The following is a 22,351-nucleotide window of genomic DNA, read 5'->3' as shown; positions in this document are numbered from 1 at the left end:
GCCCGCTCCCACATTGGTTCTATGGTGTTAGGAAGATTGCAGTAATAAAAAAGGCGCGTTCCTTGCGGAGCGCGCCTTTTTTGGGTTGGCTGCGTATCAGCTGCCAAGTGCCTTCGAAGCCAGCCAGAACAACCCGGCTGACAGGGCCACGGTGGCCGGCAGGGTCAATACCCAGGCCAGCAGGATGGTTCTGACGGTACCGCCTTGCAGGCCGCTTTTGTTGGCGACCATGGTGCCCGCCACGCCCGAGGACAGTACGTGGGTGGTGGAAACCGGCAGGCTGAAGATGTTCGCCATGCCGATCAGGCTGGCAGTGGTGATTTGTGCCGACATGCCTTGGGAATAGGTCATGCCCTGCTTGCCGATCTTCTCGCCAATGGTCAGTACCACGCGTTTCCAGCCGACCATGGTGCCCAGGCCCAAGGCCAGTGCAACCGCCAAGATCACCCAGAACGGGGCGTATTCAGTGGTAGTGGTCAGGTCTTTGCGCAACTTGTCCAGGTCAGCCTTTTCACGGGCCCCGAGAGTTGGCAACTTGCTGACTTTCTTCGCTGTATCGTCCAGGCAGAGCAGGTAGCGACGGACTTCGATACGGCTTTCCGCCGACAGCGAGTGATAGTCCTCTACACCCTTGAGGGTGCCGAGCAGGGCGGTGATGGTCGGTTCGGTCTGTTGCGGGTTGCAACGGAATTTCTCCGGCAAGTCGCCGTCCAGGCTCTTGCCCAGGGCCAGGAATTCGCCCAGGGTTTCGGAATTACGCTGGTAGAACTGGCTCAGGTGCAGGGTCGCGTCGCGAGTCCGCTCGATCTGATAGGTCGTGCTGTTCAGGTCGAGGACGAACTGCGCTGGCACGATACCGATCAGGACCAGCATGATCAGGCCGATACCTTTCTGGCCATCGTTGGAACCGTGCACGAAACTCACGGCCATGGCCGAGATCACCAGTACCAGGCGATTCCAGAACGGCGGGTGTTTCTTGTCGTCGATCTTGCGGCGCTGTTCCGGCGTCTTGTGCATCTTCGACAGCGGACGCCACCATTTAAGACCGATCAGGATCAGCGCGGCGATCAGGAAACCGGCCATTGGCGAGAACACCAGTGACATGGCGATATCGATCGCCTTTTGCCAGTTCACCCCGTCGGCCAACGGAATATCGTTGATCAGGGCGTTGGCCAGGCCGACACCGAGGATCGAACCGATCAGCGTGTGGGAGCTGGAGGCGGGAATACCGAAGTACCAGGTACCCAGGTTCCAGGTGATGGCGGCGGCGAGCAACGAGAACACCATGGCCAGTCCGTGACCGGTGTTCACATTGATCAGCAGTTCTACCGGCAGCAGGTGGACGATGGCATACGCCACGCCGACCCCGCCCAGCAGCACGCCGAGGAAGTTGAACACACCGGAGAAGAACACTGCCAGGTGAGGCGGCATGGCCTTGGTGTAGATAACGGTCGCCACCGCGTTAGCGGTGTCATGAAAGCCGTTGATGAACTCGAAGGCGAGGACAAAGGCCAGGGCGAGCAAGAGGCTCACAAGCACCCAAGCATCCAGTCCGCTGAATAAATCGATCATGAAGGTTTTCTGACCCGGTCATAAGGGGGCGCGATTATGCCAGAAAAGACTGCGAATCAATGCACTAGCTGCTCGTCGGTAACATTCTTCAACGAATTTTTTTGCCACAGCACCTGAAAACCTACGCTTTTGCTGTGTTTTTTAAGTCTTTGATTCTATTGAAAAAATACATTGTCACAAAACCTTCACGGCCCGGTAAGAGGGGCTTGAAAGGTTGTGTGAAAAATCTGAGAAATAGGTCAGATACCGGAAATCTGCCGGATTCGACGACGGTGATGGCCGCTGCCCGCTCGTAGCGGGCGCGCAAGGCAACATCAATACATCCCGCTTTTAACGGGAGCAGAGGCAGGCCCTTGTAAGGATCAGGCAGAAGCAGTCACGGCTCTTCGGCTTTGAGTTCCTTTTCCATTTTTTGAAGTTCTTGCTGGAAAACCTGATCCTGAACGGTGGCGCGTTTGCGCCAGGGTTTGCGTTCCGGTTCGGGTTGAGCGGCGTAAGTGGTGACTTCTCCGCCGTAAACTTCCTTGTAACGTTGTTCCTGGCGCTCTAGCTCCGCGCGCAGTTCGTCTTTCGTCACAGTGCTACCTGATTGAGTTGGGATAAATTCTGGTGAAAACGCGCTGCATCAAATCGATTGATCACATTCGTCGAATGGGCAATGCCCGTGAAGGCATCGTTCAGGCAACAGGGTGATCAATACTTCCATGTCGCAGGCGGCCACGGCACCAGAGATAAACAGCTGTCGTAGCTTCAGTTTCCTGTTTCAGCAAGCGCACGGGCAATGCTGTGCAATGCGGGTCTGGCGCTCACAACGGGCAACGGCGACGGAACATCGCGTTACCGGGCAGCGGGTTCGGCAAGTAAAAAACCGAAGCGCTACTGAATTGTATTATAGCGGCCGATTTGAAGAACACTATCTCCAAAAAGTTAAAAGTGGATCTTGGTGTGTGACCATTTTGTTGCTCGAAACATTACGATTAACTAGAGCGTCGATTGATACCACATTGCTGCGTTGCCGTTTTGACGCCTTTAAGCCGAACAAGTTACGGTAATTAGATTGCCCCATTAAGTCTTGGGTCGAGACGATGTAAACATAGGGTAGTCGGTCGGCGAAAAACCGGAATTCAGCGGATTTGGCGGTTTACAGGGCGGATTGCGATTATCGGTCGATCGTTCGATAATCGCCCGGAGTTGGCAGGTCGGGCTTGAGCGTCAGGCGGTAGCCCTTTGTAATAGTCGCTGATCCGAGTGGGTAAAAGGACCTTGTATGAACGATCAAATGCGCAATTCCTTCGCTTCAGTGGCTCCGCCCATCGTCGCTTCACCGGCCAAGCGGATCCAGGCTTTGACCGGCGACCCGGATTTCATGACATCCCTGGCCCGTGGCCTGGCCGTGGTGCAAGCGTTCCAGGAGCGCAAACGGCACCTGACCATCGCCCAAATCAGCCACCGCACGGAAATTCCCCGCGCCGCCGTGCGACGTTGCCTGCACACCTTGATCAAACTCGGTTACGCCACCACCGACGGCCGTACCTATTCGTTGCTGCCCAAAGTGCTGACCCTCGGCCATGCCTATGTGTCATCGACGCCGCTGGCGGTGTCCGCCCAGCCTTACCTGGACCGCATGAGCGAGCAACTGCACGAGGCCTGCAACATGGCCACGCTGGAAGGTGATGACATTCTGTACATCGCCCGCTCTGCGACCACTCAACGACTGATTTCGGTGGACCTGTCGGTGGGCGGGCGCTTGCCGGCCTATTGCACATCGATGGGGCGGATTCTGCTGGCCGCGCTGGATGACACGTCGCTGGGCGAATACCTCGATCACGCCGAGTTGCAGGCCAAGACCAGCCGCACGATTCACACTCCCGAGGCATTGCTCGAATGCCTGCAAGAGGTGCGACAACAAGGCTGGTGCATCGTCGACCAGGAACTCGAGCAAGGGCTGCGTTCGATTGCCGTTCCGGTGTATGACGCCTCTGGCCAGGTGGTTGCGGCCCTCAATGTCAGCACCCATGCCGGACGAGTCAGCCGCAATGAGCTGGAACAGCGTTTTCTGCCCGGCCTGCTGAGTGCCAGCCGCGACCTCAGTACCCAGCTGTTCACCTAAGGTGTTCGATAAACGCACAGAGTCGCGTCTGGCGAATTGACGCTGTTTCCTGTGGATCATTAATGTCGCGACTGCGTCAGCCCCGGCTGGCTCCTTTTCGACTGTGATCCATGGAATAAAAATAATGAACCAGCCCCAGTCTGCTGTAGGAAACTGCCTCGACGTGCAGTCCTTCATCAATGCTCAACCCATTTCGCGCTATCAGTGGCGGGTGGTGATCCTGTGTTTCCTGATTGTCTTCCTCGACGGCCTCGATACCGCGGCCATGGGTTTCATCGCCCCGGCACTGTCTCAGGATTGGGGGATCGATCGCGCCAGCCTTGGGCCGGTGATGAGCGCGGCCCTGATCGGCATGGTCTTCGGTGCACTCGGTTCGGGGCCATTGGCTGACCGTTTCGGTCGAAAAGTGGTACTGGTCGGTGCGGTGCTGTTGTTCGGCGCTTTCAGCCTGGCCTCGGCCTACAGCACCAATGTCGATCAATTGCTGGTGTTGCGCTTCCTGACCGGTTTGGGTCTGGGCGCCGGTATGCCGAACGCCACGACCCTGCTGTCGGAGTACACCCCGGAGCGCAAAAAGTCCCTGCTGGTGACCAGCATGTTCTGCGGTTTCAACCTCGGCATGGCTGGCGGCGGATTCATTTCGGCCAAGCTGATTCCGGCGTTTGGCTGGCACAGCCTGTTGCTGATCGGCGGGATTCTGCCGTTGATCCTTGCTGTGGTCCTGCTGATCTGGCTGCCGGAATCGGCGCGATACCTTGTAGTCCGTAACCGCGGCACCGACAAAGTGCGCAAGACCCTGGCACCCATCGACCCGACAGTGGTGGCCCAGGCGTCCAGCTTCAGCGTGCCGGAACAGAAAACCGTGAAGGCGCGCAACGTGTTCGCGGTGATTTTCTCTGGCACCTGCAGCGCCGGCACCTTGCTGTTGTGGCTGACCTATTTCATGGGCCTGGTGATCGTTTACCTGCTGACCAGCTGGCTGCCGACGCTGATGCGTGACAGTGGCGCGAGCATGGAGCAAGCAGCCTTTATCGGCGCGCTGTTCCAGTTCGGTGGTGTGTTGAGTGCCGTCGGTGTGGGTTGGGCGATGGACCGGTTCAATCCGCACAAGGTCATCGGTACTTTCTACTTGCTGGCCGGGGTGTTTGCCTACGCGGTAGGGCAGAGCCTGGGCAACATCACGCTGCTGGCGACTCTGGTACTGGTGGCGGGGATGTGCGTCAACGGTGCGCAATCGGCGATGCCGTCGCTGGCTGCGCGTTTTTATCCGACCCAGGGGCGTGCCACCGGGGTGTCGTGGATGCTCGGGATCGGCCGCTTCGGCGCCATCCTCGGTGCCTGGATGGGCGCGACGCTGTTGGGGCTGGGCTGGAACTTCGAGCAAGTGTTGACGGCGCTGGTGATCCCGGCGGCTTTGGCGACTACGGCGGTGGTGATCAAGGGCATGGTCAGTCATGCGGATGCGACCTGAGTTCAGGCTTCGGAATCTTCAGTAAGTTTGATGGCCTCTTCGCGAGCAAGCCCGCTCCCACAGGGTTTGCGTTTAACCTGTGGGAGCGGGCTTGCTCGCGAAGCTTTTGGGGATCGGTAGCCAGACAACAATGTGTTCGATAATCGAACGCTTAGTCGATTATCGGATTGTTTGGCTTTTTTTTGGGGCTTAACCTTCAGTCATTCCGGCGCTGCGCATCGGCGCCTTTTCCCCACACTGTCGGTTAACAACAAACGGGAGCCTGCCCCATGGCTGAAATCCTTTCGCTGCACGACGCGGTGAAGAAATTCGTAAACGACGGCGATACGGTCGCGCTCGAAGGCTTTACCCACCTGATCCCTACGGCGGCGGGTCACGAAATCATTCGTCAGGGCAAGAAAGATCTGACGCTGGTACGAATGACGCCTGACCTGATCTACGATCAATTGATCGGTGCCGGTTGTGCCCGCAAGCTGATTTTTTCCTGGGGCGGCAACCCGGGTGTCGGCTCCCTGCATCGCTTGCGTGACGCCGTGGAGAAACAGTGGCCGCATGCGCTGGAGATCGAAGAGCACAGCCACGCCGACCTGGCCAATGCCTACGTCGCCGGCGCCTCCGGCCTGCCATTCGCGGTACTGCGTGCCTACGCCGGTTCCGACTTGCCGAAGGTCAACCCGCTGATCAAATCCGTCACTTGCCCGTTCACTGGCGAGGTGCTGGCCGCCGTGCCTTCGGTACGCCCGGACATTACCGTGATACACGCGCAGAAAGCCGACCGCAAAGGCAATGTGCTGCTGTGGGGCATTCTCGGTGTGCAGAAAGAAGCCGCGTTGGCGGCCAAGCGCTGCATCGTCACCGTTGAGGAAATCGTCGACGACCTCAATGCACCGATGAACTCCTGTGTACTGCCAACCTGGGCCTTGAGCGCGGTTTGCCACGTGCCTGGCGGCGCGCATCCGTCCTACGCCCACGGCTACAACGAGCGCGACAACCGCTTCTACCAGGCCTGGGACCCGATTGCCCGCGACCGTGAAACCTTCACCGCGTGGATCAACGAATACATCCACGGCAGCGCTGACTTCAGCGAGTTCCAGGCCAAACTGGCCGCCGCTTCGGAGGCGAAGTAATGACTTACACCACCAATGAAATGATGACCGTCGCCGCCGCCCGCCGTCTGAAGAACGGTTCGGTGTGCTTCGTCGGCATTGGCCTGCCGTCGAAAGCGGCCAACCTGGCGCGCCTGACGTCCTCGCCGGATGTGGTCCTGATCTATGAATCGGGTCCGATCGGTGCCAAGCCGAGCGTACTGCCGCTGTCGATCGGTGACGGTGAGCTGGCGGAAACCGCCGACACCGTGGTCCCGACCGGCGAGATTTTCCGCTACTGGCTGCAGGGCGGGCGCATTGACGTTGGTTTCCTCGGCGCGGCGCAGGTCGACCGCTTCGGCAATATCAACACCACCGTTGTGGGTGATTACCACGCGCCGAAAGTTCGCCTGCCAGGTGCCGGTGGCGCGCCGGAAATTGCCGGTTCCGCCAAGAGCGTGCTGATCATCCTCAAGCAATCGTCGCGTTCGTTTGTCGACAAACTGGATTTCATTACTTCCGTCGGCCATGGCGAGGGCGGTGATTCGCGCAAGCGTCTGGGTCTGCCGGGCGCCGGTCCGGTCGGGATCATCACCGACCTGTGCATCATGGAGCCGGAGGAGGGCACCCACGAGTTCGTGGTCACCGCGCTGCACCCGGGTGTGACCCGTGAACAAGTGGTCGCTGCCACCGGTTGGCCGATTCGTTTCGCCGACAGTGTTGCAACGACTGCCGAGCCGACCGACGTCGAACTGACCGCGCTGCGCGATCTCGAAGCTCGCACCGCCGCCGCCCACGGCCAAGCCCCGGGAGAAGCATGATGCGTGACGTTTATATCTGCGATGCGATTCGCACCCCTATCGGCCGGTTTGGCGGCGGCCTGTCGACGGTACGTGCCGACGATCTGGCTGCCGTGCCGATCAAGGCGCTGATGGAACGTAACCCGTCGGTGGACTGGAACGCGGTCGACGAGGTGTTCCTCGGTTGCGCCAACCAGGCCGGCGAAGACAACCGCAACGTCGCACGCATGGCGCTGCTGCTGGCGGGCCTGCCGGAAACCATTCCCGGCGTGACCCTTAACCGCCTCTGTGCTTCGGGCATGGATGCGATCGGCACCGCGTTCCGCGCCATCGCCAGTGGCGAAATGGAGCTGGCGATTGCCGGCGGCGTCGAGTCGATGTCCCGTGCGCCGTTCGTGATGGGCAAGGCAGACGCTGCGTTCTCGCGCAACATGAAGCTCGAAGACACCACCATCGGCTGGCGCTTCATCAACCCGTTGATGAAAGCCCAATACGGTGTGGATGCGATGCCGCAGACCGGTGACAACGTGGCCGACGATTACCAAGTCTCCCGCGAAGATCAGGACGCCTTTGCCCTGCGCAGCCAGCAGCGCACCGCTGTCGCGCAAGCCGCCGGGTTCTTCGCCGAAGAAATCGTCGAAGTGCGCATTGCCCACAAGAAGGGCGAAACCGTGGTCAGCCAGGACGAACATCCTCGCGCCGACACCACCCTGGAAGCCCTGGCCAAACTGAAACCGGTCAACGGCCCCGATAAAACCGTCACCGCTGGTAATGCCTCGGGTGTAAACGACGGTGCAGCCGCGTTGATCCTGGCCTCGGCCGAAGCCGTGAAGAAACATGGCCTGACCGCCCGTGCCAAAGTGCTGGGCATGGCCAGCGCCGGTGTCGCCCCTCGGGTGATGGGCATCGGCCCGGTGCCGGCGGTGCGTAAACTGACCGAGCGCCTCGGCGTGGCAGTCAGCGATTTCGACGTGATTGAACTCAACGAAGCATTCGCCAGCCAAGGCCTGGCGGTGCTGCGTGAACTGGGGATCGCGGACGACGCGGCCCAGGTCAACCCGAACGGTGGCGCGATTGCCTTGGGCCATCCGTTGGGCATGACTGGCGCGCGACTGGTGTTGACTGCGTTACATCAGCTGGAAAAAAACGGCGGCAAGAAAGGTTTGGCGACCATGTGCGTCGGCGTTGGCCAGGGCCTGGCCTTGGCGATCGAGCGCGTTTGAACACCCCGCCGGCTAATAAGAACTGAGGAAAGTGTAATGACTGACAAGCCTGGATACCGCCGCCCGCAGGCGGGCACTCAGCCGGAATACCTGCACCCGACCTATCAATCCACCAACCTGCGCTCGCCGTCCAAGCCGTTGGTGTTCCTGCCGCATTCGTTGTCGGAAATCACCGGGCCGACCGTCGGCGCCGAGCGGATCAATGAGAAGGACAACGACCTGACCGCCCAGCACGAGGGGCAGCCACAGGGTGAGCGCATCATCATTCACGGCCGTGTACTGGATGAAAACGGTCTGCCGGTGCCGGGGATTCTGGTGGAGATCTGGCAGGCCAACGCCGCTGGTCGCTACGCCCATGCCCGCGACCTGCACGACGCACCGCTGGACCCGAACTTTACCGGTACCGGCCGCACGGTGACCGACGCCGATGGCTGGTATCAGTTCCAGACCATCAAGCCCGGTGCCTATCCGTGGGGCAACCACCACAACGCGTGGCGCCCGGCACACATCCATTTCTCGCTGTTCGGCCCGAGCATCCTGACGCGCCTGGTGACGCAGATGTATTTCCCGGGCGACCCGCTGCTGGCGTACGACCCGATCTACAACTGCGTGCCCGATACCAGCGCCAAGGAGCGTTTGATCGCCACGTTCGATCTGGAAAAAACCATCCCTTCCTATGCCCTCGGTTATCGCTGGGACATCGTTTTGCGCGGCCGCGATGCCACGCCGATGGAGAAATAAGATGACGTTGAATGCGACCACGTCCCACACCGTCGGGCCGTACTACCACATCGGCCTGACCTGGCTGAACCGCGAAAACCTGACCGTCGAACAAACCCTGGGCGAGCGCGTGGCGATCACCGGCCAAGTGGTCGACGGCAATGGCGACATCGTCAATGACGCGATGCTGGAAGTCTGGCAGGCCAACGCCGCCGGCAAATACGACCACCCGGAAGACGATCAGGACAAACCCCTGGACCCGAACTTCGAAGGCTTTGGCCGGGTGCCGGTGGATGCCGAAGGGCGCTTTCGTTTCACCACCATCAAGCCGGGGACGGTTGAGGGGCTCAAAGGCACGACCCAGGCGCCGCACCTGGTGGTGCTGGTGTTTGCCCGTGGCCTGGTGAAGCATTTGCTGACGCGGATTTACTTTGATGGCGAGGCAGCCAACGTGAATGATCCGCTGCTGGAGTGCGTGCCGGCGGATCGTCGCGGCACGTTGATCGCCAGGCAGGATGCGTCGGGTGTTTATCAGTGGAATGTGATTCTGCAGGGCACCGATGCCGAGACGGTGTTCTTCGATTATTGAGTGAACACCACAAAACCTGTGGGAGCGGGCTTGCTCGCGAAGGCGGTGGATCAGGCAACATTAATATCAACTGACACGACGCTTTCGCGAGCAAGCCCGCTCCCACAGGGGATTTGTATTGCTGATTTATCTGTGGAACGGGGTTGTTGCAAAGTGTGTCTAGACTCTCACTGTCCCCATTGAGTGAAAAAAACAATGACTACTCCCACCGCTTCACCCGCGCTGTACACCGGCGAAGAGCGCAGCAAGCGGATCTTCGCCATTGTCGGTGCCTCGTCCGGCAACCTGGTCGAATGGTTCGACTTCTACGTCTACGCCTTCAGTGCGCTCTATTTCGCGCCAGCCTTTTTCCCCTCCGACAACCCCACGGTGCAGTTGGTCAATACCGCGGGCGTGTTTGCCGCCGGGTTCCTGATGCGACCGATCGGTGGCTGGATTTTCGGTCGGTTGGCAGACAAGCACGGGCGCAAGAATTCGATGGTGATCTCGATTCTGATGATGTGTTTCGGCTCGTTGCTTATCGCTTGCCTGCCGACCTACAGCAGCATCGGGATCTGGGCGCCAATTCTGTTGCTGTTTGCGCGTTTGCTCCAGGGCCTGTCGGTAGGTGGCGAGTACGGCACCACCGCCACCTACATGAGTGAAGTCGCCCTCAAGGGGCAGCGCGGTTTCTTCGCGTCGTTCCAGTACGTGACGCTGATTGGCGGGCAACTGCTGGCGGTATTGGTGGTAGTGATCCTGCAACAGTTCCTCAATGAAGACGAATTGCGTGCCTACGGCTGGCGGATTCCCTTTGTGGTCGGTGCCATGGCGGCGCTGGTTTCGCTGTATCTGCGTCGTTCGCTGAAAGAAACCACCAGCAAGGAAATGCGCGAAAACAAGGACGCCGGCAGCATCAGCGCCCTGTTTCGCGACCATAAAGCCGCGTTCATCACCGTGCTTGGCTACACCGCCGGTGGCTCGCTGATTTTCTACACCTTCACCACGTACATGCAGAAGTACCTGGTGAACACCGCCGGCATGCCGGCCAAGACCGCCAGTTACATCATGACCGGCGCGCTGTTCCTTTATATGTGCATGCAACCGGTTTTCGGCATGCTCGCCGACAAGATCGGCCGGCGTAACTCGATGCTCTGGTTCGGCGCCCTCGGTACGCTGTTCACCGTGCCGATCCTGTTGAGCCTGAAAAGTGTCAGCAGTCCGTTCCTGGCTTTTGTGTTGATCACCGTGGCGCTGGCGATTGTCAGTTTCTACACCTCGATCAGCGGTTTGGTAAAAGCCGAGATGTTCCCACCGGAAGTGCGTGCCTTGGGCGTTGGCCTGGCTTACGCAGTGGCGAATGCGATTTTCGGTGGCTCGGCGGAATATGTGGCCCTGAGTCTCAAGGCCGTAGGGATGGAAAATTCCTTCTATTGGTACGTCACGGTGATGATGGCGGTGGCCTTCCTGTTCAGCCTGCGCCTGCCGAAACAGGCTGCGTATCTGCATCACGACCTTTGATCTTCACGCGCGGGCCGCAAAGGCCCGCGCCTTCAGGAACTGTTTATGAACCAGCGACCGGGCAATCAATTGTTCGATGCCTATTTCACTGCCCGCGATATGCGTGACGTGTTCTGTGATCAGGGCCGGGTCCAGGCCATGCTCGATTTCGAAGCGGCACTGGCCCGGGCCGAGGCGCGGGTCGGGTTGATTCCATCGAGTGCTGTCGCGCCGATTGAAGCGGCTTGCCGCGCCGGGCTTTACGACTTTGCGGCGTTGGGCGAAGCGATTGCCACGGCGGGTAACTCGGCGATTCCGTTGGTCAAGGCGCTGGGCAAACAGATCGCGGCCACCGATGCCGAAGCCGAACGTTATGTGCATCTGGGCGCGACCAGTCAGGACGTGATGGACAGTGGCCTGGTGCTGCAACTGCGCCACGCACTGGAACTGATCGAAAGCGACCTGGCACAACTGGGGCAGACCCTCGCGTCTCAGGCCCGGCGATACGCGACCACACCATTGGCCGGACGCACCTGGTTGCAGCATGCGACGCCGGTCACCCTCGGCATGAAAATCGCCGGTTGGCTGGGCGCAGTGACGCGCAGCCGGCAGCGCCTGGCCGAACTCAAGCCGCGCCTGCTGGTGCTGCAATTCGGCGGTGCGTCCGGAACCCTTGCGGCCCTTGGCGAACAGGCCATGCCGATTGCCCGGGCGCTGGCCGAAGAACTGCAACTGACCTTGCCTGAGCAGCCGTGGCACACCCAGCGTGACCGCGTGGTGGAGTTCGGCGCCGCGCTCGGCCTGATCGCTGGCAGTCTCGGCAAACTCGGTCGCGACGTCAGCCTGTTGATGCAAACCGAAGCTGCCGAAGTGTTCGAACCTTCGGCGCCGGGCAAGGGCGGTTCTTCGACCATGCCGCACAAACGCAATCCGGTGGGCGCGGCGGTGCTGATCGGCGCGGCGACGCGTGTACCCGGTTTGCTCTCGACGCTGTTCAGTGCCATGCCTCAGGAGCACGAGCGCAGCCTCGGCCTGTGGCATGCCGAGTGGGAAACCCTGCCGGAGATTTGCTGCCTGGTGTCGGGCAGCCTGCAGCAGGCGTTGTTGATCGTCCAGGGACTGGAAGTGGATGCCGGACGCATGGCGCGTAACCTCGATCTGACCCAGGGCCTGGTGCTCGCCGAAGCGGTGAGCATCGTCCTCGCCCAACGGGTCGGTCGCGATACCGCACACCATCTGCTCGAACACTGCTGCAAACGCGCCGTGGCCGAACAACGCCACCTGCGCGCGGTCCTCGGCGACGAACCGCAAGTGACCGCTGAACTGTCGGCGGCTGAACTCGATCATCTGCTGGACCCTGCCCATTACCTCGGCCAGGCCCAAACCTGGGTCGAGCGGGCGGTGGCTGAACATTCTGCATTGACTGCCTGAAGGAGACTTGCTGTGGCTTTTGTACAACTCGCCGAGGGCGAACTGCATTACCAACTCGATGGACCGGTCGATGCGCCGGTGCTGGTGCTGTCCAACTCCCTGGGCACGAACCTGCACATGTGGGACGCGCAAATCCCGGCGTTCTCCGAGCATTTTCGCGTGTTGCGTTTCGACACCCGTGGTCACGGCCAATCGCTGGTGACGCCGGGCCCGTACAGCATCGAGCAACTGGGCCGCGACGTGCTCGCCTTGCTCGACGCCTTGCACATCGAGCGCGCGCATTTCTGCGGATTGTCCATGGGCGGCTTGATCGGCCAGTGGCTGGGGATCAATGCCGGCGAACGCTTGAACAAGCTGATCGTGTGCAACACGGCGGCGAAAATCGGCGATCCGTCGGTGTGGAATCCGCGCATCGAAACGGTACTGCGCGATGGTCCTGCCGCGATGGTCGCCTTGCGTGACGCATCGATTGCACGCTGGTTCACCCCGGACTTCTCCGAAGCCAACCCGGCGGCGGCCAAGCAAATCACCGACATGCTCGCGGCCACTTCGCCCGAAGGTTACGCGGCCAACTGCGCGGCGGTGCGCGATGCCGATTTCCGTGATCAGTTGTCCTCGATCAAGGCGCCGCTGCTGGTGATCGCGGGCGCTCAGGATGCGGTCACGCCGCCGTCCGGTGGGCATTTCATTCAGGAACATGTGCCAGGCGCCGAGTACGCCGAGTTCTATGCTGCGCACTTGTCCAACGTCCAGGCGGGCAATGCGTTCAGCGAGCGCGTGCTGGCGTTTCTGTCGGCTCATTGAGGAGAATTTCGTGGACGAGAAACAACGTTATGACGAGGGCCTGAAGGTCCGCCGCGCAGTCCTCGGCGACGCCCACGTCGACCGCAGCCTGAATGCCCTGACCGAGTTCAACTCGGAGTTCCAGGAGATGATCACCCGTCACGCCTGGGGCGACATCTGGACCCGCCCGGGCCTGCCGCGCCACACCCGCAGCCTGATCACCATTGCGATGCTGATTGGCATGAACCGCAACGAGGAACTCAAGTTGCACCTGCGCGCTGCCGCCAACAACGGTGTCAGCCGTGGCGAGATCAAGGAAGTGATCATGCAGAGTGCGATTTACTGCGGGATTCCGGCGGCCAATGCAACGTTCCATTTGGCCGAGTCGGTTTGGGATGAGTTGGGGGTTGAGTCGCGGGAGTAAGCCATTCACCTGTTATGGTCACAGGAGATCCAGTGTGGGAGCGGGCTTGCTCGCGAATGCGTCGTGTCAGTTGATATTAATGTTGCCTGATCCACCGCTTTCGCGAGCAAGCCCGCTCCCACATTTGTTTTGTATTTACAGCAAACTGATCGGATAGCTGATGATCACGCGGTTCTCGTCGAACTCGTTGTTGCTGTAGTCGCGGCGTATGGTCGAGTTGCGCCATTTCAGGTTCAGGTCTTTCAGCGCACCGCTCTGCACGGTGTAGCCCAGTTCACTTTCACGCCCCCATTCCTTGCCATCGGTGATGCTGCCGGTGTGTACATTATCGCCGCTGATATAACGGTTCATCAGGGTCAGGCCCGGCATGCCAAGGGCGACGAAGTTGTAGTCGTGGCGTACCTGCCAGGACTTTTCCCGGGCATTGTCGTAGCTGGAGTTGTAGCTGTCGTTGGCCAGGGTGCCACCGCTGGTGCCGTTGACCCGCATCCAGGCGCTGTCGCCGGTGAGTTTTTGCAGGCCGACGTAGAATGTGTTGCCGCCGTATTTGGCCGAAAACAAACCGTACATGGTTTTGTTGTCCAGCTCGCCAGCCCGGGCGCTGCCGTCATCCTTGCCGTAGAAGTAGCCGAGGTTGGCGCCCAGGGTCCAGTTGCCCATCGGCTGGCTGTGGATCAGATTGATGAATTGCTGGCTGTAGATGTCCTTGAGCTCGGCATTCCACAGACCGATCTGGGTGCGTTTGTCGTTGAACACGTACTCGCCGCCCTCGAAGTTGAAACGATCGGAGGTGAACGCGGCTTTGCCGGTCATCGACATGTCGCCCATGCTGCTGTCGTCGCGCGGGCTGTTCTGGCGGAACTGGCCGCCGTAGAGCGTCAGGCCACTGATTTCCTTCGAGGTGATCTGGCCGCCACGGAAGGTTTGCGGCAACGAGCGACCGTCGTCGGAACGCAGGATTGGCAACACTGGCATCCATTCCCCAACCTTGACTTCGGTCTGCGACAGCTTCGCCTTGAGCGCCACGTTGGTGCGCCCGAAGTTGTCCGCCGGGCGACCATCATGATCCAGCGGCAGCAGTTGGGTCCCACCGGTGCCTTTGCCGCCGTCGAGTTTTACCGAGTACAAACCCAGCACATCCATGCCGAACCCGACGGTGCCTTGGGTGAAGCCGGATTTGGCATCGAGAATGAAGCTTTGCGTCCACTCTTCAGCCTTGCCCTGAGCCTTGGTCGGGTTGGTGAAGTTGCGGTTGATGTAGAAGTTGCGCAGGTTCAGGTTGACCTTGGCCCCTTCGACAAAACCCGATTCCTCGGCGCTGGCGGGCAGGGCCGCGCTGGTCAGGGCAATGGCGATCAGGCCGGGAACGAAGTACTGCGCAGGTGAAGGCGTCATGGGCTCGGGTCTCTCTAATTCTTGGGGATGAAACGGGGTGATGCCGCAACCCGGGGTTGCAGACGAGTATTCGAAATCATCAAAAGCGAAGTGGATCAGCCGGAGAGGGCAGGGCGCGGGGGCATGGTGTCGAACCTGTTGTTATTGGTTTTGTGGTTCGGATGGTGCGGGGAATGGACTGGATGGTTCAATTGCTGAAAGCGGGTTTTGGGCGATTATCGAACGTAACATTGGGCAGGGTTTTGTAGTGGTTGTACGGGCCTCTTCGCGAGCAAGCCCGCTCCCACATTCGATCGTATTCTTTCTGGAAGAACCCGGTTAAATGTGGGAGCGGGCTTGCTCGCGAAGAGTCCATACCTGACACCACACCTTTTCCCGAAGCCAACAAAAAGCCCACCAATCGGTGGGCTTCGTGTTTTCACAGCGCTATCAGAAATACTTCATCTTCGGCGCTTGTTCTTTCAACGGCTCGTTCTTCGCCGTTTGTTCATTCCAGCCACCACCCAGGGCCTTGTACAGGTTGACCTGGCTGACCAGCTGCGCCAGACGGTCGGTGATCAACACTTGTTGCGCACTGAACAGCTGACGCTGGGCGTCGAGGAAGGTCAGGTTGCTGTCGACACCGATGCGGTAACGACGCTCGGCCAGGCCGTAGTACGCCTGGTTGGCACTGACGAAATCTTTCTGTGCCTGCAACTGCTGGACGTAGGTCTGGCGGGCGGCCAGGCCGTCGGCAACTTCCTGGAAGGCCGTTTGAATGGACTTCTCGTAGTTCGCCACGCTGATGTCTTTCTGGATTTTCGAGTAATCCAGGCTGGCGCTCAGGGCGCCGGCATTAAAGATCGGCAGGTTGATCTGCGGCTGGAACAGCCAGGTACCCGAACCACCCTTGAACAGGCCGGACAGGTCCGGACTCAGGGTGCCGGCATTGGCCGTCAGGCTGATGCTCGGGAAGAACGCCGCCCGCGCCGCGCCGATGTTGGCGTTGGCGGCTTTCAGGTTGTACTCGGCCTGAAGGATGTCCGGACGACGTTGCAGCAAGTCCGACGGCAGGCCGGGTGGAACGTCGCTCAGCAGATCGTCGTCAAGTGGTTTGGCCGCTTGCAGGTTGGCCGGGATGCCGGTGCCGAGCAGCAGCACCAGGCTGTTCTCATCCTGAGCGACCTGACGGGTGTACTTGGCCAGTTGTGCACGGGCGTTTTCCACCGAGGTGCGCGACTGTGCCAGGTCCAGGGCCGAGGCGACGCCGACTTCGTTGCTGCGGGCGGTGAGCTTGTAGCTCTCCTCGAAGGTGGCCAGGGTATCCTGGGTCAGCTTGTACAGTTCCTTGTCGGCCTGCCAGGTCAGGTAGGCATTGGCCACACTGGCCACCAGGCTGATCTGGGTGCTGCGACGGCCTTCTTCGGTGGCGAAGTACTTCTGCAACGCTTCTTCGTTCAGGCTGCGAATGCGACCGAACAGGTCGAGTTCATAGGCGCTGACCCCGACCGTGGCCGAGTAGGAGCTGGTGATGCCGGCTTCGCCGGTTTGCGAAGCATTAGCCGGAACGCGCTGACGGCTGCCGGTGCCGTTGGCCGAGACAGCCGGGAACAGATCGGCACGGGAGATGCGGTACTGAGCCGCAAACGCGTCGATGTTCAGGGCCGCGACGCGCAGGTCACGGTTGTTTTCCAGGGCAACCTGGATCAGCTGTTGCAACGCCGGGTCATGGAAAAACTGCTTCCAGCCCTGCTCGGCGGCAGCTTGCGCCGGTGCCTGGGCCGGCGAGTAGGCCAGGCCCTGCGGGTACTGGCCCGCCACCGGTGCTTCGGGCTGCTGATATTCAGGTATCAGCGAGCAGCCACCGAGCACGAAGGCGGCGACTGCCAGGGAGAGTAGCGACTTGCTCATTAGCCAGCCTCTTTAGAAGGTTCAATGGCAGCGTCCTGGTCGGCGATTTTACGCTGGCCAATGGACGACACGGTGACGAAGAACAGCGGGACCCAGAAGATCGCCAGCACAGTGGCCGTGATCATACCGCCGATCACGCCGGTACCGATTGCATGCTGGCTACCCGAACCTGCGCCTGTGGATATCGCCAGGGGTACCACACCGAGGACGAAGGCGAGCGAGGTCATGATGATCGGTCGCAGACGCATGCGGCTGGCTTCGATTGCCGCATCGCGCAGGCTACGCCCTTGTTCGTGCAGTTCCTTGGCAAATTCGACAATCAGAATGGCGTTTTTCGCCGCCAGACCGATGGTCGTCAACAGACCTACCTGGAAGTACACGTCGTTGGACAAACCGCGCAGGCTGGTGGCCATCAATGCACCGATGATCCCCAGCGGTACTACCAACATCACTGCGATCGGAATCGACCAGCTCTCATACAACGCCGCCAGACACAGGAACACCATCAGCAGCGACAGGGCGTACAGCGCCGGTGCTTGCGAACCGGACAGACGTTCTTCGTATGACAGACCGGTCCAGGAAATACCGACACCCGCCGGCAGTTTCTTGGCAATGGCTTCGACTTCGAGCATGGCTTCACCGGTGGAGTAACCCGGTGCCGGGGCGCCGAGGATTTCCATCGCTTCCACACCATTGTAGCGAGCCAGTTTCGGCGAACCGTAAATCCACTCGCCCTTGGCGAACGCCGAGAACGGAACCATGGTGCCGTTGCTGTTGCGCACGTACCACTTCTGCAGGTCTTCAGGGTTCATTCGAGCACCTGGCTGGCCTTGCACGTAAACCTTCTTCACGCGACCGCGGTCGATGAAGTCGTTGACGTAGCTACTGCCCAGGGCAATCGACAGGGTGTTGTTGATGTCGGCGATGGTAATGCCCAGGGCACTGGCCTTCTCGTCATCGATTTCCAGCTGATATTGCGGTTCGTCGTTCAGGCCGTTCGGACGCACCTGAGTCAGAATCTTGCTTTGTGCGGCCATACCGAGGAACTGGTTGCGCGCTTCCATCAACTTGTCGTGGCCGATACCGGCGCGGTCCTGAAGGAACACGTCGAAACCGGTGGCGTTACCCAACTCCAGTACCGCCGGTGGCGCGAAGGCGAACACCATGGCGTCACGGAAGGTGAAGAAGTGCTGTTGGGCACGGGCCGCTACCTTGAACACGTTGTTGTCGGCATTACGCTCGTCCCACGGTCTGAGCATGATGAACGCCATACCCGAACTCTGACCACGGCCGGCGAAGTTGAAGCCGGTTACGGTAAACACCGAGTTCACCGCATCGCCTTCACCGCCATCCTTGCCCGGACGCAGCAGGAATTCACGCATCTCGTCCACGACCACCTGGGTGCGCTGGGCACTGGAGCCGGCCGGGGTTTGCACTTGGGCGAACAGTACGCCCTGGTCTTCTTCCGGCAGGAACGCCGTTGGAATGCGGGTGAACAGCCAGATCATGCCGACGATGATGATCAGGTAGGCCAGCAGGTACGGGGCCTTTTGCGCGAGCATGTTGCCCACGCCGCGCTCGTAGCTGCGTACGCCTCGGTCAAAGTTGCGGTTGAACCAGCCGAAGAAGCCGCGTTTCGGAGTGCCGTGCTCGCCTTTCGGAATCGCCTTGAGCATGGTCGCACAGAGCGCCGGGGTGAAGATCAGTGCAACCAGAACCGACAGGGCCATGGCCGAGACGATGGTGATCGAGAACTGCTTGTAGATCACGCCGGTGGAGCCGCTGAAGAACGCCATTGGCAGCAGAACCGCCGACAGCACCAGGGCAATACCCACCAGTGCGCCCTGGATCTGGCCCATGGACTTCTTGGTGGCTTCCTTGGGTGACAGTCCTTCTTCGCTCATCACCCGTTCGACGTTTTCCACCACGACGATGGCGTCGTCCACCAGCAAACCGATGGCCAGTACCATACCGAACATGGTCAGGGTGTTGATGCTGAAACCGGCTGCCGCGAGGATGCCGAACGTACCGAGCAATACCACCGGCACCGTCATGGTGGTGATGATGGTGGCGCGGAAGTTCTGCAGGAACAGGAACATCACCAGGAACACCAGCACGACCGCTTCGACCAGGGTTTCAACCACACCCTTGATCGACTCGGTCACCACTGGCGTGGTGTCGTACGGGAACACCACTTCCATCCCTTGCGGGAAGAACGGCTTGAGGTTGTCGATGGTCTTGCGCAGGGCCTTGGCGGTATCCAGGGCGTTGGCGCCGGTGGCCAGTTTCACGGCCAGGCCGGATGCCGGTGCACCGTTGAACTGGGCGTTGATGCTGTAGTTCTCACCACCCAAACCGATGTCGGCGACATCTTTCAAACGTACCTGGGAGCCATCCTTGTTGACCTTGAGCAGAATCTTGTCGAATTGCTCAGCGGTCTGCAGGCGGGTCTTGCCAATGATCGTCGCGTTCAACTGGGTGCCGGGCAGGGCCGGCAGGCCGCCGAGCTGGCCGGACGACACCTGGACGTTCTGCGCAGCGATGGCGGTTTTGGCGTCGATCGGGGTCAGGTTGAATTTGTTCAACTTGGCCGGGTCGAGCCAGATTCGCATGGCGTACTGGGAACCGAATACCTGGAAGTCGCCGACACCGGCGGTCCGCGAGATCGGGTCCTGCATGTTCGACACGATGTAGTTGGACAGGTCGTCCTTGGTCATGCTGCCGTCACGCGACACCACGCCGATCACCAGCAGGAAGTTCTTCACAGCTTTGGTGACACGGATACCTTGCTGCTGCACTTCTTGCGGCAGCAGCGGGGTGGCCAGGTTCAGCTTGTTCTGGACCTGAACCTGCGCGGTATCGGAGTTGGTGCCTTGCTCGAAGGTCGCGGTAATGGTCATGGTGCCGTCGGAGTTACTTTCCGACGAGACATAACGCAGGTTGTCGATACCGTTGAGCTGCTGTTCGATCACCTGAACCACGGTGTCCTGCACGGTTTGCGCGGAAGCGCCCGGGTAGGCCACGGAGATGGCGATTGCTGGAGGCGCAATGCTCGGGTACTGGTTGATCGGCAGTTTGAGGATCGATAGTGCCCCGACCAGCATGATCACCAGGGCAATTACCCAGGCGAAAATCGGACGGTCGATAAAGAATTTCGACATGGTTTACTCCCCTTTGCCGCTGGAAGCCTGTTCAGCTATCTTCGCGGGGGCCGGGTTCTTTGCGGCTACGTTGGTCGCTTCACTGGCCTTGACTTCGATGCCGGGTTTGACGAATTGCAGGCCTTCGGTGATCAGGCGATCGCCGGCGTTCAGGCCGTCTTCGATCAGCCATTGATTGCCCACGGTGCGGTTGGCCTTGAGGTGACGCAGTTCGACCTTGTTGTCCGGGCCGACAACCAGTGCGGTCGGGGTACCCTTGAGGTCGCGGGTCACGCCTTGCTGCGGGGCCAGGATCGCCGCGCTGTTCACGCCGGCCAGCAACTTGGCGTGCACGAACATGCCTGGCAGAAGGGTGTGATCAGGGTTCGGGAAAATGGCGCGCAGAGTGACGGAGCCGGTGGTCTGGTCAACCGAGACTTCGGAGAATTCCAGCTTGCCATCCAGCTTGTACTCGCTGCCGTCTTCGAGGGTCAGTTTGACCGATGCCGCGTTATCACCAGCCTTTTGCAGGCGACCGCTTTCCAGCTCACGACGCAGTTGCAGCAGCTCGACCGAGGACTGCGTCACGTCGACGTAGATCGGGTCGATTTGCTGAATCACCGCCATTGCGTCGACCTGGGCATTGCTGACCAGCGCGCCTTCAGTCACTGACGAGCGGCCGATGCGGCCGGTCAACGGGGCGTAGACCTTGGTGTATCGCACGTTGATCTGGGCGGTTTGCAGCGCCGCTTCCGATTGCAGGCGGTTGGCCACGGCTGTGTCGTATTCCTGACGGCTTACGGCTTGTTCGTCAACCAGTTGCTTGTAGCGGTCGGAAATCGACTTGGTCGAACGCAGGTTGGCTTCTGCGCTTTTCAACGTCGCTTCATAGACCGACGGATCGATCTGGTACAGCTGCTGGCCGGCCTTGACGTCGCTGCCTTCTTTGAACTGACGTTTGAGAATGATGCCGTTCACCTGCGGGCGAACTTCGGCAATGCGGAACGCACTGGTACGACCTGGCAGATCGGACGTCAGGGTGAAAGCTTGCGGTTGCAGAGTCACGACGCCGACCTGAGGCGGTGGGGCGGCCGGTGCTGCCTCTTCCTTTTTGCATCCGCTGAGCAGCGATGCCAGGGCGACGGCGGCGACCAGAGCGGTAACAGCTGGCTTGAATTGCATGAAAATCCTCGGGTCAGGCGCGCGAGGTGCGCACTAGAAAGGTGGAAGGTTGAAATTTGTTTGCCGAGTGGATAAGTAGCTTGCTAAGGAATATACTTACGTACATGGCTGTTTGTAAATACCCAGGCTGCGTATCAATGTCGTTACACCGGCCGTTACACAAGCCGTTGAAAGGTTGGAATTGTAGGCCGGGGACGAAACCCAAGAACGTTCGCTCCACTTTTATTCAGCGGATGTTCAGACATCGCTGAAGCACCCTGATTGAGGTTGTACTGCCATGGTCCGTCGTACCAAAGAGGAAGCTCAGGAAACCCGCGCACAAATTCTCGTGGCGGCCGAAAAGGCCTTTTACGAGCGAGGCGTAGCGCGTACGACCCTGGCGGACATCGCCACCCTGGCCGGCGTCACTCGTGGGGCCATTTACTGGCATTTCAGCAACAAGGCGGATCTGGTGCAGGCCATGCTCGACACCTTGCATGAGCCGCTGGAAGAAATGGCCAAGGCCAGCGAAAGCGAAGACGAGCTCGATCCCCTGGGCTGCATGCGCAAACTGTTGATTCATTTGTTTCATCAAATTGCGCTGGATCCGAAAACCCGGCGCATTAATGAGATTCTGTTTCATAAGTGCGAATTCACCGATGAAATGTGCGACCTGCGCCAACAGCGCGTGTCAGCCAGCCTCGAATGCAATGTGCGGATCGGCCTGGCCCTGAGCAATGCCGTGAATCGAGGGCAGTTGCCGGAAAACCTCGACACTGCCCGCGCCGCGATCAGCCTGCATGCTTATATTGACGGCATCCTCTACCAGTGGTTGCTGGCCCCCGACGGTTTTGAATTGCACACCGAAGCCGAGCGCTGGGTCGATACCGGTTTGGACATGCTGCGCTTGAGCCCCAGCCTGCGCAAATGAAACAAAATGCTTAATTGGCTCCGTGTATGGACTTTTTTGTCAATGCCAGTCAGTTAAGCGCCAATGCGATCTGTAGCAGCTGCCGAGCCCGCGAGGCTGCGTTCGGCTGCATAGCAGTCGTAAAATCAGTCATTGCGGTACGTCAGG

General features: G+C 60.0%; 18 protein-coding genes. 12 read left to right on the top strand and 6 right to left on the bottom strand.

Annotated elements, in window-relative coordinates; translation table 11 throughout:
• Positions 1-96: 96 nt before the first annotated feature.
• Together PMI28_RS15985 and PMI28_RS15990 are read right to left on the bottom strand one after the other, a co-directional pair.
• Positions 97-1,572: an inorganic phosphate transporter gene (locus PMI28_RS15985; RefSeq protein ID WP_007986339.1), complete on the bottom strand. Its 1,476-nt coding sequence runs from the start codon at positions 1,570-1,572 to the stop codon at positions 97-99.
• Between the two features lie 376 nt (positions 1,573-1,948).
• The gene (locus PMI28_RS15990; protein ID WP_007986337.1) at positions 1,949-2,149 is read right to left on the bottom strand and encodes a hypothetical protein; all 201 of its coding nucleotides are present in this window, start codon (positions 2,147-2,149) and stop codon (positions 1,949-1,951) included.
• A gap of 690 nt (positions 2,150-2,839) precedes the next feature.
• On the opposite strand from PMI28_RS15990, the gene pcaR reads away from it, so the two are divergent.
• The 11 genes from pcaR to pcaC all read left to right on the top strand — a co-directional run bounded on the left by pcaR (position 2,840) and on the right by pcaC (position 13,687).
• Positions 2,840-3,682 (top strand): pca regulon transcriptional regulator PcaR, encoded by an 843-nt coding sequence (gene pcaR / locus PMI28_RS15995; RefSeq protein WP_007986334.1) that lies wholly within the window; start codon positions 2,840-2,842, stop codon positions 3,680-3,682.
• Between the two features lie 124 nt (positions 3,683-3,806).
• On the top strand, positions 3,807-5,153 hold the full coding sequence (locus PMI28_RS16000; RefSeq protein ID WP_007986332.1) for an MFS transporter: 1,347 nt from the start codon (positions 3,807-3,809) through the stop codon (positions 5,151-5,153).
• A gap of 269 nt (positions 5,154-5,422) precedes the next feature.
• Complete coding sequence (locus PMI28_RS16005; RefSeq protein WP_007986329.1) at positions 5,423-6,280, top strand: CoA transferase subunit A; 858 nt, start codon at positions 5,423-5,425, stop codon at positions 6,278-6,280.
• Positions 6,280-7,059: a CoA-transferase subunit beta gene (locus PMI28_RS16010; protein WP_007986327.1), complete on the top strand. Its 780-nt coding sequence runs from the start codon at positions 6,280-6,282 to the stop codon at positions 7,057-7,059. The genes PMI28_RS16005 and PMI28_RS16010 overlap by 1 nt, the downstream gene beginning before the upstream one ends.
• Positions 7,056-8,261 carry a 3-oxoadipyl-CoA thiolase gene (gene pcaF / locus PMI28_RS16015; protein WP_177318967.1) on the top strand — a complete coding sequence of 402 codons (1,206 nt, stop codon included), beginning with the start codon at positions 7,056-7,058 and terminating at the stop codon, positions 8,259-8,261. The genes PMI28_RS16010 and pcaF overlap by 4 nt, the downstream gene beginning before the upstream one ends.
• 36 nt (positions 8,262-8,297) lie before the next feature.
• On the top strand, positions 8,298-9,002 hold the full coding sequence (gene pcaH / locus PMI28_RS16020; protein ID WP_007986323.1) for a protocatechuate 3,4-dioxygenase subunit beta: 705 nt from the start codon (positions 8,298-8,300) through the stop codon (positions 9,000-9,002).
• A gap of 1 nt (position 9,003) precedes the next feature.
• Positions 9,004-9,570, top strand: coding sequence for a protocatechuate 3,4-dioxygenase subunit alpha (gene pcaG, locus PMI28_RS16025; protein ID WP_007986321.1), 567 nt, complete (start codon positions 9,004-9,006; stop codon positions 9,568-9,570).
• A 195-nt stretch (positions 9,571-9,765) separates the two neighbouring features.
• Positions 9,766-11,070: an MFS family transporter gene (locus PMI28_RS16030; RefSeq protein ID WP_007986319.1), complete on the top strand. Its 1,305-nt coding sequence runs from the start codon at positions 9,766-9,768 to the stop codon at positions 11,068-11,070.
• A 45-nt stretch (positions 11,071-11,115) separates the two neighbouring features.
• On the top strand, positions 11,116-12,480 hold the full coding sequence (locus tag PMI28_RS16035) for a 3-carboxy-cis,cis-muconate cycloisomerase (RefSeq protein ID WP_007986317.1): 1,365 nt from the start codon (positions 11,116-11,118) through the stop codon (positions 12,478-12,480).
• Positions 12,481-12,492: 12 nt separating this feature from the next.
• On the top strand, positions 12,493-13,284 hold the full coding sequence (gene pcaD, locus PMI28_RS16040) for a 3-oxoadipate enol-lactonase (protein WP_007986315.1): 792 nt from the start codon (positions 12,493-12,495) through the stop codon (positions 13,282-13,284).
• 10 nt (positions 13,285-13,294) lie between these two features.
• Positions 13,295-13,687, top strand: coding sequence for a 4-carboxymuconolactone decarboxylase (gene pcaC, locus PMI28_RS16045; RefSeq protein ID WP_007986313.1), 393 nt, complete (start codon positions 13,295-13,297; stop codon positions 13,685-13,687).
• A gap of 135 nt (positions 13,688-13,822) precedes the next feature.
• Here the strand turns inward: pcaC and PMI28_RS16050 are convergent, their stop codons facing one another.
• From PMI28_RS16050 to PMI28_RS16065, 4 genes are all read right to left on the bottom strand, one after another.
• Complete coding sequence (locus PMI28_RS16050; protein ID WP_007986312.1) at positions 13,823-15,082, bottom strand: OprD family porin; 1,260 nt, start codon at positions 15,080-15,082, stop codon at positions 13,823-13,825.
• 429 nt (positions 15,083-15,511) lie between these two features.
• Positions 15,512-16,972 carry an efflux RND transporter outer membrane subunit EmhC gene (emhC, locus tag PMI28_RS16055; RefSeq protein WP_007986309.1) on the bottom strand — a complete coding sequence of 487 codons (1,461 nt, stop codon included), beginning with the start codon at positions 16,970-16,972 and terminating at the stop codon, positions 15,512-15,514.
• Entirely contained in the window at positions 16,972-20,133 is a 3,162-nt protein-coding gene (gene emhB, locus PMI28_RS16060; RefSeq protein ID WP_007986307.1) for an efflux RND transporter permease subunit EmhB, read from the bottom strand. The genes emhC and emhB overlap by 1 nt, the downstream gene beginning before the upstream one ends.
• A 3-nt stretch (positions 20,134-20,136) precedes the next feature.
• A complete protein-coding gene (locus PMI28_RS16065; RefSeq protein WP_007986305.1) occupies positions 20,137-21,294 on the bottom strand; it encodes an efflux RND transporter periplasmic adaptor subunit in 1,158 nt (385 codons plus the stop codon).
• A 277-nt stretch (positions 21,295-21,571) separates the two neighbouring features.
• Between PMI28_RS16065 and emhR the strand changes: the two genes are divergently transcribed.
• Entirely contained in the window at positions 21,572-22,204 is a 633-nt protein-coding gene (gene emhR / locus PMI28_RS16070) for an efflux system transcriptional repressor EmhR (RefSeq protein ID WP_007986303.1), read from the top strand.
• Positions 22,205-22,351 lie beyond the last annotated feature (147 nt).

The sequence above is a fragment of the Pseudomonas sp. GM48 genome (assembly GCF_000282335.1).
Taxonomy (GTDB): Bacteria; Pseudomonadota; Gammaproteobacteria; order Pseudomonadales; family Pseudomonadaceae; genus Aquipseudomonas.
Note: the sequence above shows the minus strand (reverse complement) of the source record. Positions and strands in the feature narration are given on the sequence as shown.